Source organism: Rhizobium sp. F40D2, from assembly GCF_051810745.2.
GTDB lineage: Bacteria > Pseudomonadota > Alphaproteobacteria > Rhizobiales > Rhizobiaceae > Rhizobium.
The window spans coordinates 3292413-3315263 of record NZ_CM131436.1 but is presented as its reverse complement, the minus strand read 5'-3'; the positions used below and the strand labels follow the sequence as shown (position 1 = coordinate 3315263).

General features: G+C 62.6%; 21 protein-coding genes, 2 pseudogenes and 1 riboswitch. Of the genes and pseudogenes, 5 read left to right on the top strand and 18 right to left on the bottom strand.

Annotation, left to right across the window (positions count from 1 at the left end; genetic code table 11):
- Window positions 1–10: 10 nt before the first annotated feature.
- Complete coding sequence (locus tag ACS4RS_RS15890) at window positions 11–928, top strand: LysR substrate-binding domain-containing protein (protein ID WP_439010207.1); 918 nt, start codon at window positions 11–13, stop codon at window positions 926–928.
- Window positions 929–1068: 140 nt separating this feature from the next.
- Here the strand turns inward: ACS4RS_RS15890 and ACS4RS_RS15885 are convergent.
- The 14 genes and pseudogenes from ACS4RS_RS15885 to ACS4RS_RS15820 form a co-directional block, all read right to left on the bottom strand.
- Window positions 1069–1641, bottom strand: a pseudogene (locus tag ACS4RS_RS15885) (dienelactone hydrolase family protein); the annotation flags it as partial.
- 40 nt (window positions 1642–1681) lie between these two features.
- Complete coding sequence (locus ACS4RS_RS15880; RefSeq protein WP_439010208.1) at window positions 1682–2053, bottom strand: cytochrome C oxidase subunit IV family protein; 372 nt, start codon at window positions 2051–2053, stop codon at window positions 1682–1684.
- A 7-nt stretch (window positions 2054–2060) separates the two neighbouring features.
- Window positions 2061–2780, bottom strand: a complete 720-nt coding sequence (locus ACS4RS_RS15875) for a heme-copper oxidase subunit III family protein (RefSeq protein WP_439010209.1) — start codon at window positions 2778–2780, stop codon at window positions 2061–2063.
- A gap of 23 nt (window positions 2781–2803) precedes the next feature.
- On the bottom strand, window positions 2804–3517 hold the full coding sequence (locus ACS4RS_RS15870; protein WP_439010210.1) for a cytochrome c oxidase subunit 3: 714 nt from the start codon (window positions 3515–3517) through the stop codon (window positions 2804–2806).
- A complete protein-coding gene (ctaD, locus tag ACS4RS_RS15865) occupies window positions 3514–5283 on the bottom strand; it encodes a cytochrome c oxidase subunit I (protein ID WP_439010211.1) in 1770 nt (589 codons plus the stop codon). The genes ACS4RS_RS15870 and ctaD overlap by 4 nt, the downstream gene beginning before the upstream one ends.
- A 65-nt stretch (window positions 5284–5348) precedes the next feature.
- Window positions 5349–6167, bottom strand: a complete 819-nt coding sequence (locus tag ACS4RS_RS15860) for a cytochrome c oxidase subunit II (protein WP_439010212.1) — start codon at window positions 6165–6167, stop codon at window positions 5349–5351.
- A 167-nt stretch (window positions 6168–6334) separates the two neighbouring features.
- Complete coding sequence (locus ACS4RS_RS15855) at window positions 6335–6724, bottom strand: c-type cytochrome (protein ID WP_179613570.1); 390 nt, start codon at window positions 6722–6724, stop codon at window positions 6335–6337.
- A 178-nt stretch (window positions 6725–6902) separates the two neighbouring features.
- Window positions 6903–7826, bottom strand: coding sequence for an MYG1 family protein (locus tag ACS4RS_RS15850; RefSeq protein WP_439010213.1), 924 nt, complete (start codon window positions 7824–7826; stop codon window positions 6903–6905).
- Window positions 7827–7963: 137 nt separating this feature from the next.
- On the bottom strand, window positions 7964–8527 hold the full coding sequence (locus ACS4RS_RS15845; protein WP_439010214.1) for a hypothetical protein: 564 nt from the start codon (window positions 8525–8527) through the stop codon (window positions 7964–7966).
- Window positions 8528–8648: 121 nt separating this feature from the next.
- Window positions 8649–9413, bottom strand: coding sequence for an ATP-binding cassette domain-containing protein (locus ACS4RS_RS15840; RefSeq protein WP_439010215.1), 765 nt, complete (start codon window positions 9411–9413; stop codon window positions 8649–8651).
- Window positions 9410–10450 (bottom strand): iron chelate uptake ABC transporter family permease subunit, encoded by a 1041-nt coding sequence (locus ACS4RS_RS15835; protein WP_439010216.1) that lies wholly within the window; start codon window positions 10448–10450, stop codon window positions 9410–9412. The genes ACS4RS_RS15840 and ACS4RS_RS15835 overlap by 4 nt, the downstream gene beginning before the upstream one ends.
- Window positions 10447–11463: an ABC transporter substrate-binding protein gene (locus tag ACS4RS_RS15830; protein ID WP_449313723.1), complete on the bottom strand. Its 1017-nt coding sequence runs from the start codon at window positions 11461–11463 to the stop codon at window positions 10447–10449. The genes ACS4RS_RS15835 and ACS4RS_RS15830 overlap by 4 nt, the downstream gene beginning before the upstream one ends.
- Window positions 11464–11633: 170 nt before the next feature.
- A riboswitch (cobalamin riboswitch) is annotated at window positions 11634–11888 on the bottom strand.
- Window positions 11889–12240: 352 nt separating this feature from the next.
- Complete coding sequence (blh, locus tag ACS4RS_RS15825) at window positions 12241–13521, bottom strand: bifunctional sulfur transferase/dioxygenase Blh (protein ID WP_439010217.1); 1281 nt, start codon at window positions 13519–13521, stop codon at window positions 12241–12243.
- Between the two features lie 296 nt (window positions 13522–13817).
- A pseudogene (locus ACS4RS_RS15820) lies at window positions 13818–14015 on the bottom strand (VOC family protein); the annotation flags it as partial.
- 34 nt (window positions 14016–14049) lie between these two features.
- Between ACS4RS_RS15820 and ACS4RS_RS15815 the strand changes: the two are divergent.
- Window positions 14050–14580: a 2'-5' RNA ligase family protein gene (locus ACS4RS_RS15815; protein ID WP_439010218.1), complete on the top strand. Its 531-nt coding sequence runs from the start codon at window positions 14050–14052 to the stop codon at window positions 14578–14580.
- Between the two features lie 98 nt (window positions 14581–14678).
- Here the strand turns inward: ACS4RS_RS15815 and ilvB are convergent, their stop codons facing one another.
- The 3 genes from ilvB to ACS4RS_RS15800 form a co-directional block, all read right to left on the bottom strand.
- The gene (gene ilvB / locus ACS4RS_RS15810; RefSeq protein ID WP_439011824.1) at window positions 14679–16397 is read right to left on the bottom strand and encodes a biosynthetic-type acetolactate synthase large subunit; all 1719 of its coding nucleotides are present in this window, start codon (window positions 16395–16397) and stop codon (window positions 14679–14681) included.
- A gap of 385 nt (window positions 16398–16782) precedes the next feature.
- Window positions 16783–17226 carry a hypothetical protein gene (locus ACS4RS_RS15805; protein WP_439010219.1) on the bottom strand — a complete coding sequence of 148 codons (444 nt, stop codon included), beginning with the start codon at window positions 17224–17226 and terminating at the stop codon, window positions 16783–16785.
- 72 nt (window positions 17227–17298) lie between these two features.
- The gene (locus ACS4RS_RS15800) at window positions 17299–17787 is read right to left on the bottom strand and encodes a hypothetical protein (protein WP_184695223.1); all 489 of its coding nucleotides are present in this window, start codon (window positions 17785–17787) and stop codon (window positions 17299–17301) included.
- 148 nt (window positions 17788–17935) lie between these two features.
- Between ACS4RS_RS15800 and ACS4RS_RS15795 the strand changes: the two genes are divergently transcribed.
- From ACS4RS_RS15795 to ftsZ, 3 genes are all read left to right on the top strand, one after another.
- Entirely contained in the window at window positions 17936–18604 is a 669-nt protein-coding gene (locus tag ACS4RS_RS15795; RefSeq protein WP_439010220.1) for a response regulator, read from the top strand.
- Window positions 18601–19971 (top strand): ATP-binding protein, encoded by a 1371-nt coding sequence (locus ACS4RS_RS15790; protein ID WP_439010221.1) that lies wholly within the window; start codon window positions 18601–18603, stop codon window positions 19969–19971. The genes ACS4RS_RS15795 and ACS4RS_RS15790 overlap by 4 nt, the downstream gene beginning before the upstream one ends.
- 196 nt (window positions 19972–20167) lie before the next feature.
- Entirely contained in the window at window positions 20168–21190 is a 1023-nt protein-coding gene (gene ftsZ, locus ACS4RS_RS15785) for a cell division protein FtsZ (protein WP_439010222.1), read from the top strand.
- Between the two features lie 70 nt (window positions 21191–21260).
- Here ftsZ and ACS4RS_RS15780 read toward each other — a convergent pair whose 3' ends face one another.
- Window positions 21261–22793 (bottom strand): Ig-like domain-containing protein, encoded by a 1533-nt coding sequence (locus ACS4RS_RS15780; RefSeq protein ID WP_439010223.1) that lies wholly within the window; start codon window positions 22791–22793, stop codon window positions 21261–21263.
- Window positions 22794–22851 lie beyond the last annotated feature (58 nt).

Below are 22851 nucleotides of genomic sequence, written 5' to 3'. Positions count from 1 at the left end.
AGGTTCCTCAATGATGCGCGTTCTGATGGAGCGTTCAGGCGAGATGGAAGTCTTTGCCCGCGTGGTCCAGGAGGGCGGCTTTTCGGCCGCAGCCCGCAGCCTCGAAATCACGCCGTCTGCCGTCAGCAAACTGATTGCACGGCTGGAAGCGCGGCTTGGAACGCGTCTGTTGCTACGCACCACGCGCGCCCTGACGCTGACGGAGGAAGGCGAAGCCTATCATCGCGCGGCACTCAGAATCCTGCAGGATCTGAACGATGCCGATCAGGAAGCGGCGGGCGGCGCTGTTCGCGGCCGGCTGCGCGTCAGCGTCACAGTGCCCCTCGGAACAATGTTCGTCGCCCCCGCCATGCCTGATTTCGTCGCCCGCAATCCCGATCTCATCGTCGAGCTCAGCCTCACCGACGGCATCGCCGATCTGGTCGCCGAGAAAACCGACGTCGCCATTCGCATGGGAAACCTTCCGGATAGCGGCCTGATCGCCCGCAAGCTCGGCCAGTCCCGGCGCGTCGTCTGCGCATCGCCATCCTACCTTGCGCTGAAGACGCCGCCGCAGATCCCGGCCGATCTCGAACAGCACGATTGCCTGACCTTCAGCTTCCGCCGCGCCCGGCCGGCATGGCCCTTCCGCTGCGACGGCAAGGATATCGAACAGCCGGTGTCGGGAAACCTTGTGGTCAACAATGGCGAGACGATGAAGCAGATGGCGCTCGCCGGCGCTGGCATCGCCCGTCTCGGCCGGTTCCACGTTGCGGCCGAAATTGCCGAGGGAAGACTTGTCGCCTTGCTGGAGGATTGCAACCCGGGAGACTTGGAATTGATTCACGCCGTCCATGTTGCCGGCGGCCCCATCCCCCATCGCGTTCGCGCCTTCATCGACCACATGGTCGAAACGCTGAGGGCCTCGCCGCAGCTGCATGCGGATTGATTGCTCGATGAGCGACAGTGTGACGCAGGGATGGAGCTGTTCGATCGCCCGAGCATCGCCTCTCCACGCGTGCGCCGACGAAGATGTCTGACCTCCCGGAGGTCACACCAACGAGAGGGCAGACGCCTGGATCGGCGGCCATCCAGGAATGCGAGCACCCGCGTGGTGAGGAGCGCGGTCGCATCGGCATCATAGGACGGCAGCGAGCTGTCGGCGAAGTAGTGTTGATCGCCGGAGTAGAGGAAAAGCTCGGCGTCCTCAACCGTCGCCACGATCTCGCGGGCAGCATCGATGTCACCCTCGCCAATAAAGATCGGATCGTTGTCCATACCATGGGTCTGGACGGCGACGCCCTTCGGCCAAGGCCCGAAAGCCCATTCGCCGCTGATCGGCAAGCAGGAGTAGAAAAGCAGAGCCCCGCGGGCGCCAGGCCGTGTCTGTGCCAGCTTCTGCGCCGGCAGCACGCCGAATGAGAACCCGGCATAGACCAGCTCGCGAGGCAGGTCGTCGGCGATCCGGACACCGCGCTCCCGAATGGCGTCGAATCCGATCTCGCCGATATAGGCGAGCCCTTCCTCGATGCTGTCGAATATGCGCCCATCGAACAGGTCAGGCGTGTGCACGATGTGGCCGGCGGCCCTGATGGCGTCAGCGAAGGCACGCACGCCACGGGTCAGCCCTTGAGCGTGGTGGAATAGCAAAATCTCGGCCATATTTGCTCCGGTTGAGATAGTCGCACTTGTTGACCGATATCTAAGGCGCGGCACCGAAGAAGGCGAGTCGGGTGAAGATCGTATAGTCGGCTTCCGATACCATCAGTGCCACGAAAACCAGCACCAGCACCGGCGGCAGCAGGATGGCGTAGACCAAGGCCAGCCGTTCCCAGGCCATATGCATGAAGACGGCGACGATCAGCCCGGCCTTCAGCATCATGAACAGCAGGATCAGCGTCCACCGGAGATAGCCGTGGATCCCGAGATAATCGACCATATAGGAAAAGGCGCTGAGCACGAAGAGCAGGCCCCAGACGAAGAAATAGAGCCCGATCGGATGCTGCTGCCCGTGATCTTGTGCGTGCAGGGCCTGTGTATGCGGGCTTTGCCCATGCGCTGTTGTCTCGCTCATGACGACCTCACCACAGATAGAAAAACGCGAAGATGAAGACCCAGACCAGGTCGACGAAATGCCAGTAGAGGCCCATGATCTCGACGGCCTCGTAGCGCCCCCTCCGGCTGGTGAAAAAGCCGCGCCGCTCCACGTCGAAATCGCCCCGCCAGACCTTGCGGGCGGTAACGATGAGGAAGATGACGCCGATCGTCACGTGGGTGCCGTGAAAGCCGGTGATCATGAAGAAAGTCGAACCGAACTGTGCGGCCCCCCACGGGTTCTCCCAGGGGCGCACGCCTTCGGTGATCAACTTGGTCCATTCGAAGGCCTGCATGCCGACGAAACATGCCCCGAGAAGCGCCGTCAGCAACATCAGCACTGCGGTCTTGTGACGGTCGCGGCGATAGCCGAAATTGACCGCCATCGCCATGGTGCCGCTGCTCGAGATCAGCACGAAGGTCATGATCGCGATCAGGATCAGCGGAACATCCTGCCCACCGATGTGCAGCGCGAAAACCTCGCTGGGATTGGGCCATGCGACGGGCGTCGACATGCGGGCGGTCATATAGGCGATCAGGAAACAGCCGAAGACGAAAGTGTCGCTGAGCAGAAAGATCCACATCATCGCCTTGCCCCAGGAGGCGGTCTTGAAGGCGCGCTGATCCGAGCTGAAATCGGCGGCGACCCCGCGCAGACCGGCCGGCCGCAGACCTGGCTCACCGTGCGTATCGATCGTCTGTGCCATCTGCAAACCTCCTGGTTCAGCCGCTATTTCAACAACGTGCGGCAGAGATCGACGAAATCATTCGCCCAGCCGGCAAAAAGCACGAAAAGCAGGAGCCAGACGGCGAGCATGAAATGTGAGTAGATGGTAGAAAGATCGACGCTGAGGCGCAGCCTTTCCGGCGCGACATCGGGAGAGAATGCCTTGACCGTCGTGTGCACGAGCACGGCCAGCCCACCGAGAATATGCAGCCCGTGCAGGCCGGTCAGCATGTAGAAGAAGCTGTTGGCGGGGTTGTCGGCAAGCACGTAGCCGGCGGATGTCAGTTCCCGCCAAGCCTGGATTTGTCCGACGAGGAAAAACAACGCAAGCGCAAGTCCCGTCACAAGCGCCGGCCGCAGGGCTTCCAGGCGGCCGTGCCGCGCTTCTCGTTTGGCCCATTGCAGCGCGGCACTGCTCAAGGCAAGTGCTGCTGTGTTCACCCAGAGCAGGCGCGGAACCGGCATCCCCCACCAGTCCGCCGACGCCATGCGCATGAAGTAGGCGCTGACGGCAAGGCTGAAGAGCGCGCCGACCACGCCGAGAAACACGAAGAGGCCGATCTTCACCGCCGGCACGGCTGGTCGATCGGCGCCGTCATGAGCCGGCAGCTGCACCGACCCGGTCTCCAGCCAGGGCTTGGATGTCAGCCGCTGCCCGGAAAGCCACCAGATGATGATGGCGGCGACTGCGGCAAGAAAGACCAGGATGACGTTCATGCCGGAACCTCCCGGGTGACGCCATCGCTTGCCGGCACCGTCTGCGGGATGAAGTCCTCAGCCGCCCCCGGCACGCTGTAATCATAGGCCCAGCGGTAGACGACAGGCAGATCCTTGCCCCAGTTGCCGTGCGCCGGCGGCGTCTGCGGCGTCTGCCATTCGAGCGTTGTCGCCCGCCACGGATTGCCGCCTGCCTCCCTGCCCCGGAAAAGGCTCCAGACCAGATTGAACAGGAAGACCATCTGCCCGGCCCCGACGATCAGCGCCATCACAGTGATGAAGATGTTCAGCGAATGGGCCGAAGGCGGAACGAAGGCCGTCTCTCCCATCTCGAAATAGCGGCGCGGCACGCCGAGCAGGCCGAGGTAGTGCATCGGGAAGAAGATCGCATAGGTGCCGAGGAAGGTGATCCAGAAGTGGATATGGCCGAGCATGTCGTTCAGCATGCGGCCCGTCACCTTCGGATACCAGTGATAGATCGCCCCGAAGATGACGAGGATCGGCGCCACCCCCATGACCATGTGGAAATGCGCGACGACGAACATCGTATCCGACAGCGGCACATCGACGACGACATTGCCGAGGAAGAGCCCAGTCAGGCCACCATTGACGAAGGTGACGATGAAGGCGAGCGCAAACAGCATCGGCAGCGTCAGGTGGATATCGCCGCGCCAGAGCGTCAGCACCCAGTTATAGACCTTGATCGCGGTGGGAACGGCGATGATCAGCGTCGTGGTGGCGAAGAAGAAGCCGAAGGCCGGGTTCATGCCGCTCACATACATGTGGTGCGCCCAGACGACGAAGCTCAAGCCCCCGATAATGACGATCGCCCAGACCATCATGCGGTAGCCGAAGATGTTCTTACGTGCATGCGTGCTGATCAGGTCGGAGACGATGCCGAAGGCCGGCAGCGCGACGATATAGACTTCGGGATGGCCGAAGAACCAGAACAGGTGCTGGAACAGGATCGGGCTGCCGCCGCCATGTTGCAGCTGCGTGCCCATTTCGACGATGGCCGGCATGAAAAAGCTGGTGCCGAGCACGCGGTCGAACAGCATCATGACGCAGGCGACGAAAAGGGCGGGAAAGGCGAGCAACGCCATCACGGTCGCGGTGAAGATGCCCCAGACGGTGAGCGGCATCCGCATCAGCGTCATGCCGCGCGCCCGTCCCTGCAGCACGGTCACCACATAGTTCAGGCCACCCATGGTGAAACCGATGATGAAGACGATCAGCGACGAAAGCATCAGCAGGATGCCCCAGTCCTTGCCGCCAGGCGTGCCGGAGAGCACGGATTGCGGCGGATAAAGCGTCCAGCCGGCCCCCGTCGGGCCGCCGGGCGCGAAAAAGCCTGCGGCGAGGATCAGCACCGCAAGCAGATAGATCCAGTAGCTCAGCATATTCGCGTAAGGAAACACCATGTCGCGGGCGCCTACCATCAGCGGAATGAGGTAATTGCCGAAGCCGCCGAGGAAGAGCGCCGTCAGCAGATAGATCACCATGATCATGCCGTGCATGGTGATGAACTGGTAATAGTGATCGGCATCGATGAAGGCGAAATAGCCTGGAAATGCGAGCTGAATCCGCATCAGCCAGGAAAGCACCAGCGCCACCAGGCCGATCGAGATCGCAGTGATCGAATATTGCACGGCGATGATCTTGGCATCCTGGCTGAACACATATTTGGTCCACCAGCTGCGCGGATGATAAAGCTCGACATCCTCGACTTCGGCGGAGGGGATGCTGCCGGATGGAATCTCGACCATGATCTCTCTTCCCTTTCCCCGCCTGTCAACTGAACCGGCAAGCGGCTCCGGCGGCTGCGCCGAAGTCAGTTTGCCGGCGGCGGCTCTCCCGATGACGCCGTCAGCTGGGTGAATGTCTGCTGCTGGCCAAGCCAGGTCTGGTAGTCCGCGTCGTTGTCGACGACGACGGTGCCGCGCATTTGCGGATGGCCGACGCCGCAGAGTTCGGCGCAGAGAATCTCGAAAGTCCCTGTCCGCGTCGGCGTGAGCCAGAAATAGGTGATCATGCCGGGGATCATGTCCATCTTGGCGCGGAATTCCGGCACATAGAAATCATGGAGCACATCGACGGAGCGCAGCAGGATGTGCACCGGCTTGCCGATCGGCAGATGCAGCTCGCCGCCCTCGATGATGATGTCGTCGAGGCCGCTTGCGTCGTTCTTGTCGAGGCCGAGCGGGTTCTCGGGGCTGACGTCTCGCGTCTCCGCACGGCCGAGCTTTCCATCCGCACCCGGCAGGCGGAAACTCCACAGCCACTGCTGGCTGACGACCTCAACCGATGTGGCATCGGCAGGCACCGTGATGAACTGGTTCCACACGATGAGGCCGGGCGCCAGCATCGCCGCGACACCGACTGCCGTTCCCCCTCCCAGCAGCAATTCCAGCCGGCGGTTCTCGGGCTCATAATGCGCCCGGTTTCCGGGCTTGTGCCGGAAGCGGAAGACGCAGTAGGCCATGAACGACACTACCGCCACGAAGACGATACCGGTGATCCAGAAGGTGATGACGAGGGTACTGTCGATATAGGTCCAGTTGGACGCGATCGGCGTCCACCACCACGGGCTCAGCACATGAAACAGCACGGAGCCGACGACAATCAGGACGAGGATCAGCACGACAGCCATTTCCGCTCCTCCTCGAGCAGGTTGACCCGTGAAACCGCATTCCGCAAAAAGTCCGTCTTTATTATCGCACAGATAGAAAATATCGGCAATTACGGCAATTTAGCCATGCGCCGCCCCGGCCGCGGCCAGTCATTTGGGGTATTGCCCGTCACTGCGAATATTGCCCATCACTGCGAATATTGTTTGAGATAGGCGATGAGATCGGTGATCTCCTGGTCGTCCTTCACGCCGACAAAGGCCATCTTCGTGCCTTTCACCTTTGCCTTCGGATTATGGAGATAGTCGCGCAGCACCGTCTCGTCCCAGACGAGACCGCCTTCGCCGGCCGCCTTCATTGCGGCCGAATAAGCGAAATCGGGATGCGTCCCGGCCTTCCTGCCGAACAGCTTGTTCAGCGACGGACCGACCTTGTTGGTGTCGGACTCGACGACATGACAGGTCGCGCATTTCTTGAAAACAGTGGCACCCGCCGTCGCATCACCCTCCTGCGCCCCGGCATGACCGGGGAAAAGGGCAGTCACAGTTGCACCAATCAGCAGAACAACACGGTAATCCATGGCAAACCTCATCCTCCTCAAGGTCGCCGGCCACTCACACCCTCCATTATCTCTCGCGTGTGGGTGGTGGTTGTTATGGCTCGAAGCTTAATCCTTCGCGGATGCAAGTCAATCGCCTCACAGTTGGGGTCGCCTGAACGCATATGAGATCAGGTGAACCCGACGCAGATAATGGCCACTACACCGCGATCGAAAGCGCGTCCGTCACCGCCAAATCGGCCATGGCAAGTGCTGCCTCGCGAGTCCTGGCGGCGGCGATGAAGCGGCCGTTGTGGCAGAAGCTCGCGCCTTCTATGCCGCAAACCGCCTCCAGCTCTCCATTGGCGAGACCGGCCCAGGCTGCTGGCAGATCGGCCCTGAGCTCGAAACCCTCCTCGGCGCGGCGGATGCCGGTCACGCACCAATCCTTTTCGCGCGGATGGACGACGAACAGCAGGTGATCGGCGCCCGCCTTGACGATGGCGGGACGGAACGGCATTCCCCTCGGCAGCTCCAGAACGCGCCCCTGCCCCACAGCCTCGATTGCCCGATGTACCATCGCCTCGGCCCGCAATTTTGCAGCACTCTGGGCGATCCTCGCCTCGACGAAACTGCGGGCAATGGCAAGCGCCGCGTGGAAGGCGCGATCGTCGGCCTCGGGTTCCGCTTCGTCGAAAACCGGTTTCAGGGTCTCCAGCAGCGCCGGCAGGGTCAAGCCCGCCAACGGCCCCGATGGGCTGAGCGCGCCATTGTCGGTCAGATCGATCGGCAGCACGAAGCCGGCATCGAAAGAGCCGTGCACCGCCTCGACATGGGCTTCGGGAAGGCCGGAGGCCGCAAGATAATCACGGCCGTAATGCTTCCAGATCAAGCCGAACGAGCTGTAGGGCTGGCCATCTTCGCGCGTCGGCGCGCCGCGCTGGTGGTGATCGAATATCCCGGCAGCAGGATCGTAGGCACCGCCGACATCGTAGATGATGCGGCCTTGCCCCGGCGTGATCCATTCCGACGCCCGGCTGCGGACGATACGCGCCTCAGGGAAAAGCCGGGTCAGGATGACGCTCGACAGCAATTCATCGGCATGGAAGCCACCGGAATGGGTGACGAGGAAATCGGGGATCATGGGAGCTTTGCGCCTTGTCGTTCGCGGAGGGTCCGCTTGCGGGTCGGAACGAGATAGCCGTTGCCGGCGACGATCTCAACCCATGCTTGGCGTATTTCACCTCAGCGTTGGCAAACGACTAGTATCGAGGCAAAGATCTAAGGCAGCGCCGGTCCCGGCTGACTTGCAACAAGCGCACGGGTAGCCGCCGCGCCGGCATGAAGGCAGATAAGGCCGATCGCGGCCAGAGAATTGATCATCAGGACATTCGCCACCACCGACGCCGAAAACGCTCCCTCGCCTGACGGAAGCACGGCCGTCGCAGCAAAGAGCACGCCCTCATAGGCAACGAAGCCGGCCATGAAGGCGCCAGCCGCGGTGACGCTGAGGCCGGCGGCAAGGCGAAGCGCGCCGAGCGCTGCGGCCAGGGATGCGAATGCAGCAATACCGATCGCCAGACCCCAGGCATAGCTGTCCCAAGTCTGGGGATAACCGAGCACGAGATACCCGACCATCTGGTTGGCGAGCCAGGCCAGCAGAACCGCCGTTAGCGCCATGCGCCGGGGAAGAATGACCGCCGATACCGCCGCCAGGGCCACGAAGGGAGTGACGCAGGCAAAAAGCAGGCTGAGAGCGACGCTCGCACCTGAAATGATGATGACCCAGGCGACGGCGAAGCCGGGGATGACGGGGCGCAAGGGAAACTGATTTCGTTCGAGCATCTCGAAACTCCGTTCGACCGGGCGGGGCGCACGCGCGCGCCCCGAGAAATCATACGCCAGTCCATGAAAAAGGCCAGTGAGGTCATACCTCATCGTTGAGATCGAAAGTCCCGGCCGTTCCTCAATCCATGACGTATTGGACATGATGCCGGCCATGCACGGCCGATTTCTGGACATGGGCGCGAACGCCGAAAACCCGGCCGATCATCTCCTCCGTCAGCACATGCTCCGGCGCGCCTGAGGCAACGACCTCGCCCTTCTGAAGCACCGCCAGGCTGTCGCAGAACATCGCCGCCAGGTTGAGATCGTGCAGCGCGACGATGCAGGTGATGCCGAGCTTCGAGATCAGCTGGAGAATGTCGAGCTGGTGCTGGATATCGAGATGATTGGTCGGCTCGTCGAGCAGCAGCTCGCTCGGCGTCTGCGCCAGCGATCGCGCAATATGGACACGCTGGCGCTCGCCGCCCGACAGCGTCTGCCAGAGCTGGCCCGCCCTCGCCTGCATGTCGACCCGCACCAGCGCTTCCTCGACGGCGGCATCGTCCTCCGCGCCCAAGGGCGCAAGCAGCCCGCGATGCGGCGTGCGGCCGAGCCGCACCACGTCGCGCACGGTCAGCTGGGTATCGGTCGTCGACTGCTGCTCGACGAAAGCGATACGGCGGGCAAGGGCTGCGCGCGACAGCGAGGCGATATCGTCTTCGCCCAGCCGGATGACGCCGCTGCGGACCTTGCGCAGCCGGCAGATCAGCCTCAGGAGGCTCGATTTGCCGGACCCGTTCGGCCCGAGCAGACCGAGCACCTTGCCCTTTGTCACCGTCAGGCTGACGCCGTTGACGATGACCGTATCGCCGGCGGCGAAACTCACCGCGTCGATGGTAATGCTCATGCGCTTCTCCGCACACGATAGAGGATGACGGCGAAGGCCGGCGCGCCGAAGAGCGCCGTGACGACGCCGATCGGCAGGACCTGTTGCGGGATGATGATGCGCGAGACGATATCGGCGCCGACCATATAGATCGCGCCGCCGAGCGCCGTTGCCGGCAGCAGCCGTCGATGACCCGGTCCGACGAGGAAGCGGGCGGCATGCGGAATGACCAGGCCAACGAAGCCGATCGAGCCGACCATGCTGACGACGCTTGCCGTCATCGCCGCCGTCAGGCCGAACAGCAGGATCTGGACGCGGCGCACCGCGATGCCGAGCGAGGCGGCCGCATCCGAGCCGAAGGCGAAGGCATCGAGCGCCCTGACATGGGCCATGCAGATGAGGAAACCTGTGAGCGCGATCGGCACCGAGAGATAGACATCCGGCCAGCGCACGCCGCTGAGCGAACCGAGAAGCCAGAACAGGATGCCGCGTGCCTGCTCGGCATTCGCCGATGTCGTCACGATGTAGGAGGTCAGCGCAGTGAAGAGCTGCGAACCGGCAACACCGCACAGGATGATGCGCTCGCCGGTTCCCCCCGCACCCGTCGCAAGGAAGCCGACCAGCAGAAAGGCAACAACCGCGCCGATGAAGGCGCCGCTGGACAGGCCGAGAACACCGTAGCCGAAGCCGAGGATCATCACGCAGACGGCTCCCGTCGAGGCGCCGGCGGAGATGCCGAGCACATAGGGCTCGGCCAGCGGATTGCGCAGCAGCGCCTGCAGGACGGCGCCGCAGAGCGAGAGCGACGCGCCGGCGCTGGCTGCAACCAGCGCCCGGCTCAGACGATAATCCCAGACGATGCCCTGGTGGATGCGGCTGAGCTCGAATTGCGTTCCGAACAGGCGGTTGGAGACTGCCTCCGCCGTCGTCGCCAGCGGGATCGCGATCTCGCCGATCGAAACGGCGAGACTGATCATCAGCCCGAGAAGGAAAATGGCTGAAATGGTGAGCGTGCCAAGCGCCCACCATCCTTGTTGCCTGACCGACACTGCCTTCACTGCGACAGGCCGAAGGATTTGATGCCGTTCGCCAAGGTCTCGATGCCGTCGATCGTGCGGATCGTCGGGTTCATCGATTGCGCGTCCATCATCACGAAGTGCTTGTTCCTGACGGCATCGAGCTCCTTGGTCACGGGATCGTTCTCGAGAAAATCGATCTTGACCTTCGGATCGTCGGCGGCATAGCGGCGCCGGTCCATGGTGGCGAGCACGATGACGGCCGGGTTCGCCTGGGCAATGGTTTCCCAGCCGACCAGCGGCCATTCCTCTTCGGTCGTGACGACATTCCTGGCGTCGATCGCCTTCAGGATATAGGCAGGCGCGCTGTTCTTGCCGGCGATGAAGGCGTCGCCGTTGACTTCCTTGCTGGAGAACCAGAAGACGATAGGCAGGCTCTTGCCCGACGCGGCTGATATCGACGCGACGGCATCCGCCTCGCGCTTTTTCAACTCGGAAATCAGCGCATCGCCGCGCTCCTTCACGTCGAAGATCTCCGAGAGCTCAGCGATTTCACGATAGATCAGCTCCATCGTGAACAGCTCCTTGCGCACACCGTCGCCGCCATCGGTGTTGATCTTGGCGACGCAATCGGCCGGCGCGAGATAGGTATTGATCCCGAGATCCTGGAACTGCTCCCGGTTGCCGACGGAGCCCTGCGCGCCGACATGCCATTCGAACTCGGCCGCCACCAGGTCGGGCTCCCGCCCGACGACGGATTCGAAGCTCGGATCATTGTCGGCGAGACGCTTTATCTTGCTGTTGACCTCGGCATATTGCGGCAGGACGGGACCGACCCAGACGGCCGTGCCGGCGATCTTGTCGGCAAGGCCGAGCGAGAAGAGAATTTCGGTCATGCCCTGGCCGATCGAAACGATCTTCGACGGCGCTTTCTGGAAAGTCACCTGCTCACCGCAATTGGTGATGGTCAAAGGATATTGGGTGGCGGCAAGGCTCGGTGCAGCAAGGCCGATCAGCCCGAATGCAAATGTCATGGTGGCGAGAATCTGTCGCATGAAAACCTCGATTGAAGGAAAAAGCACGGCAATGCCGCACGCGCGGCCAAAGGCACGCTGACGCGCGCTAGCCGCAGGAGGTCCAATCGAGACGGATGCATGCCGGAAATCGGCGGAGGTTCAGAAGGTCAATCATGTCTGTTCCTTGTCCGGGCATCCCCGCCCGGTTAATTGGATCGTGATTGACGGCAGGTCTCCTGGCTTGCGGATATCCGTCTTTCATCCGCCTTCCCGCAATATATCGCAGTGGCGAAGCTATAAGCCCTTCAGAGATGGCCGGTCGCTGACCACACCTGAGATGATCGACAATCCGCATACAGTTGCGGGGGCAGCCACGGTCTCGGTCCCTTCTGGGTCGTCCTCACCGTGTTCCCTATTAATCCCCTTGGAGTCATCTTCAGGGAACCGTCACACCCAGTTACGTCGCCGGCCCGCGCGGCGTCAACAACTATTGCGGGGGATTCTATTTGGGTAGGTCGCCAATACCGGCGCCCTTCAACCATATCAAAGGAAAATAGTCGCGGTGGCGTCTCTATATGACTGGTCTAAATTAGCCGGAAGAACCAGGCCGCACCGGCCGGGCAGGAGAGCGCCATGCGAGTATCCGTAACCGAGTCGGCTGCTCTATGTGGGCAATGATTTTGGCAGGACGGATGTGGAGGAGATCGTTTGAGGGATGGTTGTGGGCGCGGCATCCGCCAACCTCCCTCATGCTGAGGTGCGCAGCCCGGGAGGGCGAAGCCTCGAAGCACGCGCCGCAACGTTGCGCCTTGCGTGCTACAAGGCATCCAACGGAATCTTCAGATAGCGCCGGCCGTTCTCCTCCGGCTCGGGCAGCCGCCCGCCGCGGATGTTGACCTGTAGCGCGTGCAGCATCAGCTTCGGTTTCGGCAGCGTACGGTCGCGCGCCTGGCGCAGCGCCACAAAGCCGGCCTCGTCGATGCCCGATATATGCGGATTGGCGCCCTTCTGGGCGGTCACCGTGCTTTCCCAGCGGGGATGGCGACCGCCAGGCTGATAGTCGTGGCCGGAAAAGAGCCGGGTCTCCTCGGGCAGCGACAGGATGGCCTGGATCGAGTGCCAGAGGGCGCTGGCGCTGCCGCCGGGAAAATCCGTGCGCGCCGTGCCGGAATCCGGGGTGAATACGGTGTCGTGCACGAAGGCGGCGTCGCCGATCACAAAGGTCACCGAGGCAAGCGTATGGCCGGGCGAGAACATTACACGGGCTTTAAGCCCGCCGATCTCGAAAGTGTCGCCCTCGGCAAACAGCCGGTCCCATTGCGAGCCGTCGGTTTCGAGTGCCGGCCAGTTGTAGATTTCCTTCCAGAGCAGCTGGACCTCGGTGACATGGGCGCCGATCGCCGTCGGCGCGCCGGTCTTTCCTTTGAGGTAGTGGGCGGCGGAGAAATGATCGGCATGCGGATGCGTGTCGAGGATCCACTCGACCGTTAGCCCTTCGCTGTCGATATGCGCGAGGATGGCGTCGGCATTGGTCGTTCCCGTCGCACCCGACATCTCGTCGAAATCGAGCACCGGGTCGATGATGGCGCAGCGTTTCGTTACCGGGTCCGAAACGACATATTGCACACTGCAGGTGCGGGGTTCGAAGAAGGCCTTCACGACAACCGCCTGCCCTGCCCGCTTTTCCAGCCAGCGGCGTGCGCCGGCAAGATCGAAGCCGAGGTTTTGACCGAAGGCCTCGACTTCCCCAGGCTGCATCCGCCCGTCGAGCACCTCTCCGAGCGCATAGAGCGTCAGCGCCCGTGTGCCACTCTTGCAATGAGCGACGACCGGCCCCTTCGCTTGCATCATCGCCCTCTGGAAGGCGCGGATATCGGCCTCGGTGATCTCGGCCCCTTTTACCGGCACGAAGCTGTAGGCGAGCCCCGCGGCGGCGGCGGAAGCCTTTTCCGCCGCATCGCCCGGCTGCCCCGGCTCCTCGCCATCCGGCCGGGCATTGATGACGCCGGCAAAACCGTCTGCCGCAAAAGCAGCAAAACCGGCGGCATCGGGCTGCCCCGCCACCGATATCAGCTCATTGACCCTCACGGATGTCATCGAAGCCCCCGCGCTGCCTGCATCGGCAGTATCGCATGTATATCGGTACAATCTCACAAGTATATTGCCGAGCGCAAGAATAGTCGCTTGGCGCCACCCCCGCGCCTGCAACCGTGCCTTCGCCAGCCCGCCTGCCGCCTGGCAGGCGATGGCGCGGGAATAGAGCATGAGGGGATCAGGCATCGGGTCGACAGACGCCAACGTCCAAAAGAGCCTCATCCTTGTACGTTGCCGTTGCCAATGTTCCGGAGTCCAGGAGGTCGACGCGTCATTCCGCAGAGCCTGCGTCGTCACCCTCACGCCGCCGGCTCATTGAGCATCGCCTCGATATTGTAACCGTCAGGATCGAGAACGAAGCAAGCATAGTAGTTGTCGGCATATTCCGGCCGCGAGCCGGGCGCACCATTGTCCCTTGCGCCAGCCCGATATTCAGCAATGCCGGCCGCCGCCATGCTCCTTCCAGCCGCTCGACATCGGCAATGATATCGGCCTAAGGTCCAGGCGCGATGGACTGGATAACGCTCGCAAATGCCTTACGGGATCAGCCTCAAATGTCTGAACGAGACGGCATCGCCGGTTTTCAAACTCTGGGATCAAGCAGCGGCATTCGAAGAGACGGCTTCGATGCGGGCTTTGAATTATCCTCCGCACCTCACCCTCGCAGTTTATCAGGCGTTTGATGCAGATCGATTGGGCGAGGCGCTTGAAGGTATTTTTCGGACGCGCTCCACCGTGACCATAGCCTTTTCGGGCATCGGCTATTTTCAGAACGACTTCCTCGTTCTCTGGGCGCGCCCGATCCCAGACGGCGATCTTCTCCAACTGCACGCGGCTCTCCATCGAAAGATCGATCCTACCTTCTGTCATGAGCACTATCGACCCGGCAATTGGGCGCCCCACTGCACCATTGCAGCGAAAGTGCCGAAGGCGAAATCAGCGGCCGCGATCAAATGGGCGAACGAAAACAGCATGCAGTTCTCGGTAAATTTCGACGCCGCCGATTGTGTCCGGTTTCCGCCTGTTGAGATATTGAGCGAGATCAGGTTGGCGCAGCGATGATGCTGCCGGCGCAGGGCTACATTGGCGGCCTGATGGTTCGACGCCAGTCGCAGAATCCACCGCTGCGACTGACATTTTCAAACCATGCTCCAAAGCCGCTAGACGCGCCACTCCCCATCAGCATCGGCTGACGCGGCAAACAGCGCGGCGCCAACCTCGCCGGACAGCAGCATCTCGTTGCGCGCCCTGCCCGCCCCGATCGTCGGCAGGCGGTCGGCGAGTGCGGCAACGCGGCAATCGAACAGAACAGGCATGTTCACCTCGATCATCTCCAGGATCGCATCGTCGAGTTCGGCGGGCCTCTCGCAGCGAATGCCGTGTCCGCCATAGGCTTCGGCAAGCTTCACAAAATCCGGGTTTCCGTGCTGCCTTTGCCGAGCCGTTCCCTGATCGCCGCCGTTGAGAATGAAGATCTTGATCGGCGCGTTGTGCTGCACGGCGGCCGACATTTCCTTCATCGTCACCTGCACGGAGGCATCGCCGGCGATGTCGATGACAAGGCTGTTCGGATTGGCGATCTGCACGCCGAGGGCGGCGGGCAGCCCGTATCCCATCGTCCCCAGGCCGCCTGACGTCACCCAACGGTTCGGTCGCTCGAAGTCGTAAGATTGCGCCGCCCATATCTGATGCTGGCCGACCTCCGTCGTGATGTAGGTATCCCGATGCTTCGTCAGTTCATAAAGCCGCTCGATGGCATATTGCGGCATGATGACGTCCTCGCGCTTCGCATAGGAAAACGATCGGCGCGCCCGCCAGCCGGCAATCGCGCTCCACCACTCGGCCAGCCGCGCCCGGTCCGGCGCCTGCGGCAGCGCCCGCCACAGGCGAACGAGCTCGGCCAGCACGCCGCCCGCGTCGCCCTGGATGGCGATATCGGCGCGCACAGTCTTGTTGAGCGAGGCAGCATCGATATCGATCTGAATCTTCCGGGAGTTCGGTGAGAAACCATCGACGCTGGCGGCGAGCCCGGCGTCGAAGCGAACTCCGATGCAGAGCATAAGGTCGCAGTCCTGTATTGCCATGTTGGCCTCATCGGAGCCGTGAAGCCCGGCCATCTTCAGCCAGTTCGGGCCGGAAGCCGGATAGGCGCCGAGCCCCATCAGCGTCGACGTGACGGGAAAGCCGGTGAGTTCCACCAGCTCGCGCAACCGATTTACCGCTTCGGGGCCGGAATTGATGACGCCGCCGCCCACGCAGATAACCGGCCTGCGTGCCGCTGTCATCAAAGCGATCGCAGCCTCGATCTCCCTGATGCCGCAGCTGTGGTCCGGCTGGTAGCTTAGTCTCGGGGCGACAGCCTCAGGCGGTGCATAGCTGCCGCTTGCAAACAGCACGTCTTTGGGCATGTCGACCAGAACGGGGCCGGGCCGGCCTGATCCGGCGATGCGAAAGGCCTCGTGGATGACCGCCGCGAGTTCATTGACGTCGTTGACCAGCCGATTGTGTTTCGTGCAGGCTCGGGTGATGCCGACGGTATCGCATTCCTGAAACGCATCGGAGCCGATCAGCGTCGTCGGCACCTGGCCGGACAGGCAGACGAGCGGCACGGAATCCATCAAGGCATCCTGAAGCGGCGTGATCGCGTTGGTGACGCCGGGTCCAGAGGTCACCAGCATGACGCCGACCTTGCCCGTCGAGCGGGCGTACCCCTCGGCGGCATGGCCGGCTCCCTGTTCATGGCGAACCAGAATGTGTCTGATGTCATCCTGCTGGAAAAGCTCGTCGTAGATCGGCAGCACGGCAGCGCCGGGATAGCCGAATATATGCTTGACGCCATTGTCTCTCAGTGCCTGGAGAACGATTTCCGCGCCGGTCATCTGCGCGCGCGGGGTGTCGATGGAATGACGGGGTCTCATGGTTCCGTTCCTTGATCAGTATGATGATGTGTGGAAAGTCCGACGAGGCGCCCGCCCCGGATTGAGGGCATAAAAAAAGGCCCCGTCAGGAGCCTGCTTACCGCGCATGGGTGCTTTCGCCGGATGGTTACACCATCCTGCCCATGCGCCCGATCACCACTGCCAGAACCATTGCGATTTTCATTGCGTCACAGCTAAAGCCAAATCGGGCTGCCGTCAATGCTTGCGGAGGAGACGAATGGCTGCTGCAGGCGCCGCGGCCTTCTGCAATCTGCAAACCGCCCGCGAGAGAACGCGGACGGTTGCAATGTCGTGCGGCGTCCCGGCTATGCCAGGATGTTCAAGCCTAGTTCTGGCCCTGCAGGCGATCCATCACCTGGAGCAAGAGGTCGGCGCAGGCCTTCATCGGTTCGTCCTCGGCGCATTTCAGATCGATCCTGGTGTCGCCATCCTCGATCCGGAAATGGGCGGCCTTGGACGGCGGCGGCGGTGGCGGGCGATGGCCACGGAAACCACGGAAGCCTCTGTCGTCGCGGAAACTCATGTCGTCTCTCGAACGATGCCACCGATCATCGGGGCGATCTCCCGGCCGCGCATCCGGCTCGCCCATCATCCGCTCGTCGTCAGCGGAAGCCGACGGATTCATTGGCGGCGGCGGCGGCGGTGGTGGCGAGGTCGGGTCGACCGCAGCGGGTGGGGTCGCGGCGGGCGGCGGGGTAGGCGGTTGTTGAGCGAAGGCGGCGCCGGCGAGTGCGGCAAGAGCAAGGCCTGATAGGAGAAATCTTTGCATGGGAATTGTTCCTTTGCCGGAATTGAGAAGCACGTCTGTAAACACCGCAGCGCGGCTATGGTTCATGGCCCGTCAAGGCCTGTGATCGAAATCCTCAAATCGTCTATGCGGCGGACCTTTCGGCGGACGCAGCGCTTCGGTTCGTCCGTCCTGGCGAACGAGGTAGCTCGCATGCACGAAGCCGTCGTCGAAGCGTCCCTGGACGGTGACGGCTTCGTCACGGCTAACGAGAGTGCCGCCCTCGCCGGCCCGGCCGGTTTCAACAAGCGCCTTGCCGCTGTCGTCCTGCAGCACGAACTTGTTGCCGTAGATCTCGGCGACCTTGCCTTTGATTGTCACGAGGCTCGATGCAGGCATGGCCGAAATCGCCACCGGCGTCAGCGGCGCCATTTCCGGCGTGGGACGCATCATCTTGACAGCACCGGCGCCCCCGGCAGCCCCAATGACCAGCGCCACGGCGGCGGCGATGATGGGAAGCGCCAGCCGACGCCGGCGCTGTCCTGGCGGGACGGGCATGGCTGCGCCCTCGGTATGCACGTTGTCCTGGTCTTCATTCGGCATATATCTGCTCCTTGCATCAGTCGTTGCCGCAATCTAGCCGCCCCATCCCCTCGCCCGCCTGAACCTCTCCGTTCAGATTGAGTTAAGCTCGGCCCGATAGTTTTGGCCCGTCCCCAGAGATGCCCAGCCTTGAGGAAAGCCCTGCCCCATGCGCGTATTGCTCGTCGAAGATGACGAAGACCTCAGCGGCCGGATCGCCGTCGTGCTGCGATCGGAAAACTTCGTGGTCGATATCGCTCGCAACGGCGAGGACGCTCTCCATGCAGGCCTGACCGAACTCTTCGATGTCGCGATCCTTGACCTCGGGCTGCCGAAGATCGATGGCGTCAGCGTGCTGAAGGAGTGGCGCGAGGGCAGCCGCAACCTGCCGGTTCTAGTGCTGACGGCGCGCGACGGTTGGCCGGACAAGGTCGCAAGCTTCAAGGCCGGCGCCGATGATTTCCTCGCCAAGCCCTTCAAGGTGGAAGAGCTGGTGTTGCGCCTGCGCGCCCTGGTGCGCCGGGCGGCCGGCCACGCCGCCGCGCGGCTGACCTGCGGCGCGCTGGTCTTCGATGCCCAGCTCGGCACCTTCGAACTCGACGGCCTGCCGCTGAAGTTGACGGCGCTGGAATGGCGGGTGCTCTCCTGTCTGATGCTGCGCAAGGAGATGATCGTCGACCGGCGGGAACTGACCGAGCGCGTCTATGACGGCGATGCCGAGGTCGACTCCAATTCTATCGAAGTGATCATCGCCCGGCTGCGCAAGAAGCTCGGGGGCGACCGCATCGAGACGGTACGCGGCCGAGGCTATATGCTGACGGCGGCAGCGGCGCCATGAAGGCTCCGTTGTTGAAGCCGAGATCGATCGCCGGCCGATTGCTGATGTTCTCCGGCATCTTCGTGACGCTGGCGCTCGTTGTAGCCGCGATCGTGCTCTGGCTGGCGCTGAAGACTGTGGTGCGCGAGCAGGTCGATCAGCGTCTCGACACCCAGATCGGCGCCCTTGCCGGCGCCGTGACGCGCGACGCGGCGGGAAGGATTGCTCTCTCCGCGCCGCTCGATGCACCGCCCTTCGATCGCCCCTCCTCCGGCTGGTACTGGCAGATCGACGATGGAGAGCAACGCCTGACCTCCCGCTCCCTGATGAACGGCACGATCGATGCGCCGCCGCCACGGCAGGATCTGCGCCATATGCTGATGGGCATGCCGACATCCGGCATGGGCGGCGATCGTGGAAGCGGGCCGCTCTACCTTCGCCAGGCCGTCCGCGGCATCGACGGCATGACGCTGACGATCACCGCGACTGCGCCGATGATCGCCCTTGTCGGCCCGGCGCTACGCGCGCTCTTCTGGCTGGTTCCCTGCATGCTGCTGCTGGGGCTTGTGCTGATGGCGGGCACCCTCTGGCAAATTCGTTTTGGCTTGCAGCCGCTGACATCGATGGCGGCCAATATCGACGCCATCAACCGGGGAGAACGCGCCCGCCTGCCGGAGGAAGCAAGCGCCGAGCTCGCACCACTGTCGTTGAAAACCAATGCACTGCTGGCCGCCAGCGAAGAGAGGCTCGCGGCCACACGCATGCAGTTCGCAAACCTCGCCCATGGCCTGAAGACGCCGGTGGCAAGCCTGCTGCTGGCACTCGACGAGCAAAACGATCCCAGGGGCGCATTGCGCGGCCTGGCCGCCCGGGTCGACAACAGGATCAAGCACCACCTCGCCGCCGCCCGCCGGGTGATGGCCTCGTCGAACAATGTTGCCAGCACCGATCTGGCGGCATCGGTTGCCGATCTGCATCGGGCGATCGGTCAGATCCACGCCGAGCGCAGCATTGCCTTCGACACCGATATCATCGAACGCCTGTGGGTCGCCTGCGACGAAAGCGATGTCGAGGAAATGCTCGGGAACCTGATCGACAACGCCTTCAAATGGGCCACCTCGCGCGTCATCGTCCGCGCGCGCCGCGACGGCCCGACCGCCCGGATCACGATTGAAGACGACGGCCCGGGCATCCCTCCTGATCGCCTTGCCGCCGTCGTGCAGCCCGGCGTCCGGGAAGACGAAAACGTCCCCGGCAACGGCTTCGGCCTGAGTATCGTCAACGAGCTTGCCGGGCTCTACGGCGGGTCGCTGGTGCTGGAGGCGAACGATGCGGCCGGATTGCGCTGTGTGTTGTGTCTGCCGGTGACGGTGGGAGTGGCGGGATAGGGTTTAAGGCATAATCGTCACCGCTCGACATGATGCTCACTCCCTCAAATCCACGAACAAACCCGTTTCTCCCTGGCAGCCGCTCTCGCCGAGACGTCTTTCGCCTCGCCTCCGCCTTGTTGGGCGGCTATTCTAGGCGCCGATTCGCTATCCGCGACGAGGGCGTGGCGTGAACGAAGCATCAAAGGAGAGCGCGATGACGGACGCCAAGGGCGGCATTTCGGGACTGCGGCCGCACATTACTGTGATCGGCGTCGGTGGTGGTGGTGGCAATGCGATCAACAATATGATCGCGGAAAACCTGGCAGGCGTCGAATTCGTCGCCGCAAATACCGACGCGCAGGTGCTCGCCACGTCCAAGGCGACGCGCCGTATCCAGCTCGGCGCCAATGTGACCGAGGGTCTCGGCGCCGGTTCCCTGCCGGAGGTCGGCCATGCGGCGGCCGAGGAATCGATCGATGAGATCATGGATCACCTGGCCGGCTCGCACATGTGCTTCGTCACCGCCGGCATGGGCGGCGGAACGGGCACGGGCGCAGCACCCGTCATCGCCCGCGCCGCACGTGCGGCTGGCATCCTGACGGTCGGCGTCGTCACCAAGCCCTTTACCTTCGAAGGCAACCGCCGCATGAGAATGGCGGAAATCGGCATTGAGGCGCTTCGCCAGGCGGCCGATACGGTCATCGTCATCCCCAACCAGAACCTGTTCCGCATCGCCGATGCGAAAACCACGTTTGCCGATGCCTTCATGACGGCCGACCGCGTGCTCTATGCCGGCGTTGGCTGCATCACCGATCTCATCGTCAAGGAAGGCCTGATCAACCTCGATTTTGCCGACGTGAAGTCGGTCATGCGCGGCATGGGCCGCGCCATGATGGGCACTGGCGAAGCCTCCGGTGAAAGCCGCGCGATGAAGGCGGCGGAAGCGGCAATTGCCAACCCGCTGCTCGACGATATCTCGATGAAGGGCGCCAGGGGCGTGCTGATCTCGATCTCCGGCGGTTCGGATATGACGCTGTTCGAAGTCGACGAAGCGGCAAGCCGCATTCGCGACGAGGTGCAGGAAGACGCCGACATCGTCGTCGGAGCCATCTTCGACCGCAGCCTTGACGGCAGGTTCCGCGTCTCGGTCGTGGCAACCGGCCTGGAAGGCGGCGGCGTGCCCGCCTCCGCCTCTCAGCCAGCCGCAGAGCAAATCCAGACGCGCACCCTGCAGTAGTGGCCCGCCGCTGTCGACTAGACGTCGCCCGGTACAAACGGACGGGGCGACGTCATACGGTTAAGGCCCGTCAGACGAATAATATGTCCGAGATGTTGTGCACCACGGAGATTTCGTCGGTCTCAGAGTTGGTGATGTAAATCGAATCCGCCGCCGCGTCATAGACCACGTTGGTTATGGAGTCGTCTCCTGATATGGCGATGTTGACATCGATTGCTGTCTTGACCCCGGTTTCGAAATCGAATGCCGTGCCGATATGCTCGCTGCCGAAGGAATCGCCGAAGAAGAACGTGCCGTCGACGGCAAAGCCGTATCCCAGCCCACCGGCGGCGAAAGTCTTGGATTCGATCGGGTTCAGCGTGTCGGGATCGATTTTGGACACCTGCCAGCTCACATCATCGATGCGACCAACGACGTAAATGCCGGTCAGATCCTGCATCGTATTGACGGCCGTGAATCCGCCCCAGTCGAACGTACCCGCCCCATTCTCGCCGATAAGGCCGGGAATTGGGTCGCCCCGCTGATCGAGCGATCCGTCGGCGGCATCCCACTTTGCGAGATAGGTCTGATCGGGGAAAGGGCCTTCGCCTCTGACTTCGTTGGTTCTTCCGATGATCTCGCCGCCGCGGACCGAAAAATAGGTTCCGCCGACGTCATATTCACCAAGGTCATATTCGCCAAGAGAGATGGCGCCGCTGGCGTTGTCGGCTTCAAATGCGGCGGCGTTGTCGTAAATATACACCATGGAATCATCCGGGAAACCATGGCCGGAACTGACGTAAAACTTGCCCGTTTGCGGATCGACCGCAACCCCCTGGAGTTCGTAATGGTCCATGAAGGGGCGCACCACATCCGCCTGTGTCTCGACATGATTGGTGTTCAACGACTTGCCGTCCGTCACGCCGTCCACGGTCAGCGAGATCACGCCGGCATCCGCGTGACCGGCGCCGTCTGAGACCTTGTAATATTGGAGCTTCTCGGTGACATGCTCGCCGTCGTTAAGACCCGCCTTCACGGCCGGATCGAGATCGTAAGTGAAGCTTCCGTCCGCCAAGAGATGGAAGGTGCCGAATTCACCGGCGACGGCGGTCGTCTGCCCCTGGCCGGTTCCGACATTCGTGCCCTCGACCGAACGCAGGAAGAGTGTGCCGGCCTCTCCGGCGTGATCATTGGCAAGCACGTTGCCGGCGATTTCACTGCCTTCACGGAAGGAGAAGGCGTCGTCGACCGCGACCGGCGGACTGGTGACCCCGTGAATATCAAGCGTGAAATGGCCGACATCCGTATTGCCGGCGCCATCTGAGATCTTGTAGCCGATCGTCTCGGTCAGCGTCATTCCATCGACGAAACCCGCCTTGGCGGCCTCACTCAACGTATAGGTATAGGAGCCGTCAGCCTTGACGTGGAACGTCCCGTGCTCACCCACGATATCGGTGACCTGCCCATCCTTCTTGGCGAGAACCCTTTCGCCGTCGAAGAAGTCGAGAAACTTATTGCCGCTGGCCGCTGATATATCGTTATCCAGCAGATTGCCTGAAATAACGTCGCTCTCGTAAACGGTGTGGTAATCATCGACCGCCACAGGTTTTGCAAACACTGTCATGGATATCTCCTTCAAGATCCATTCGCCTTGGTCGATTGGGAGAAAACAGCCATTACAG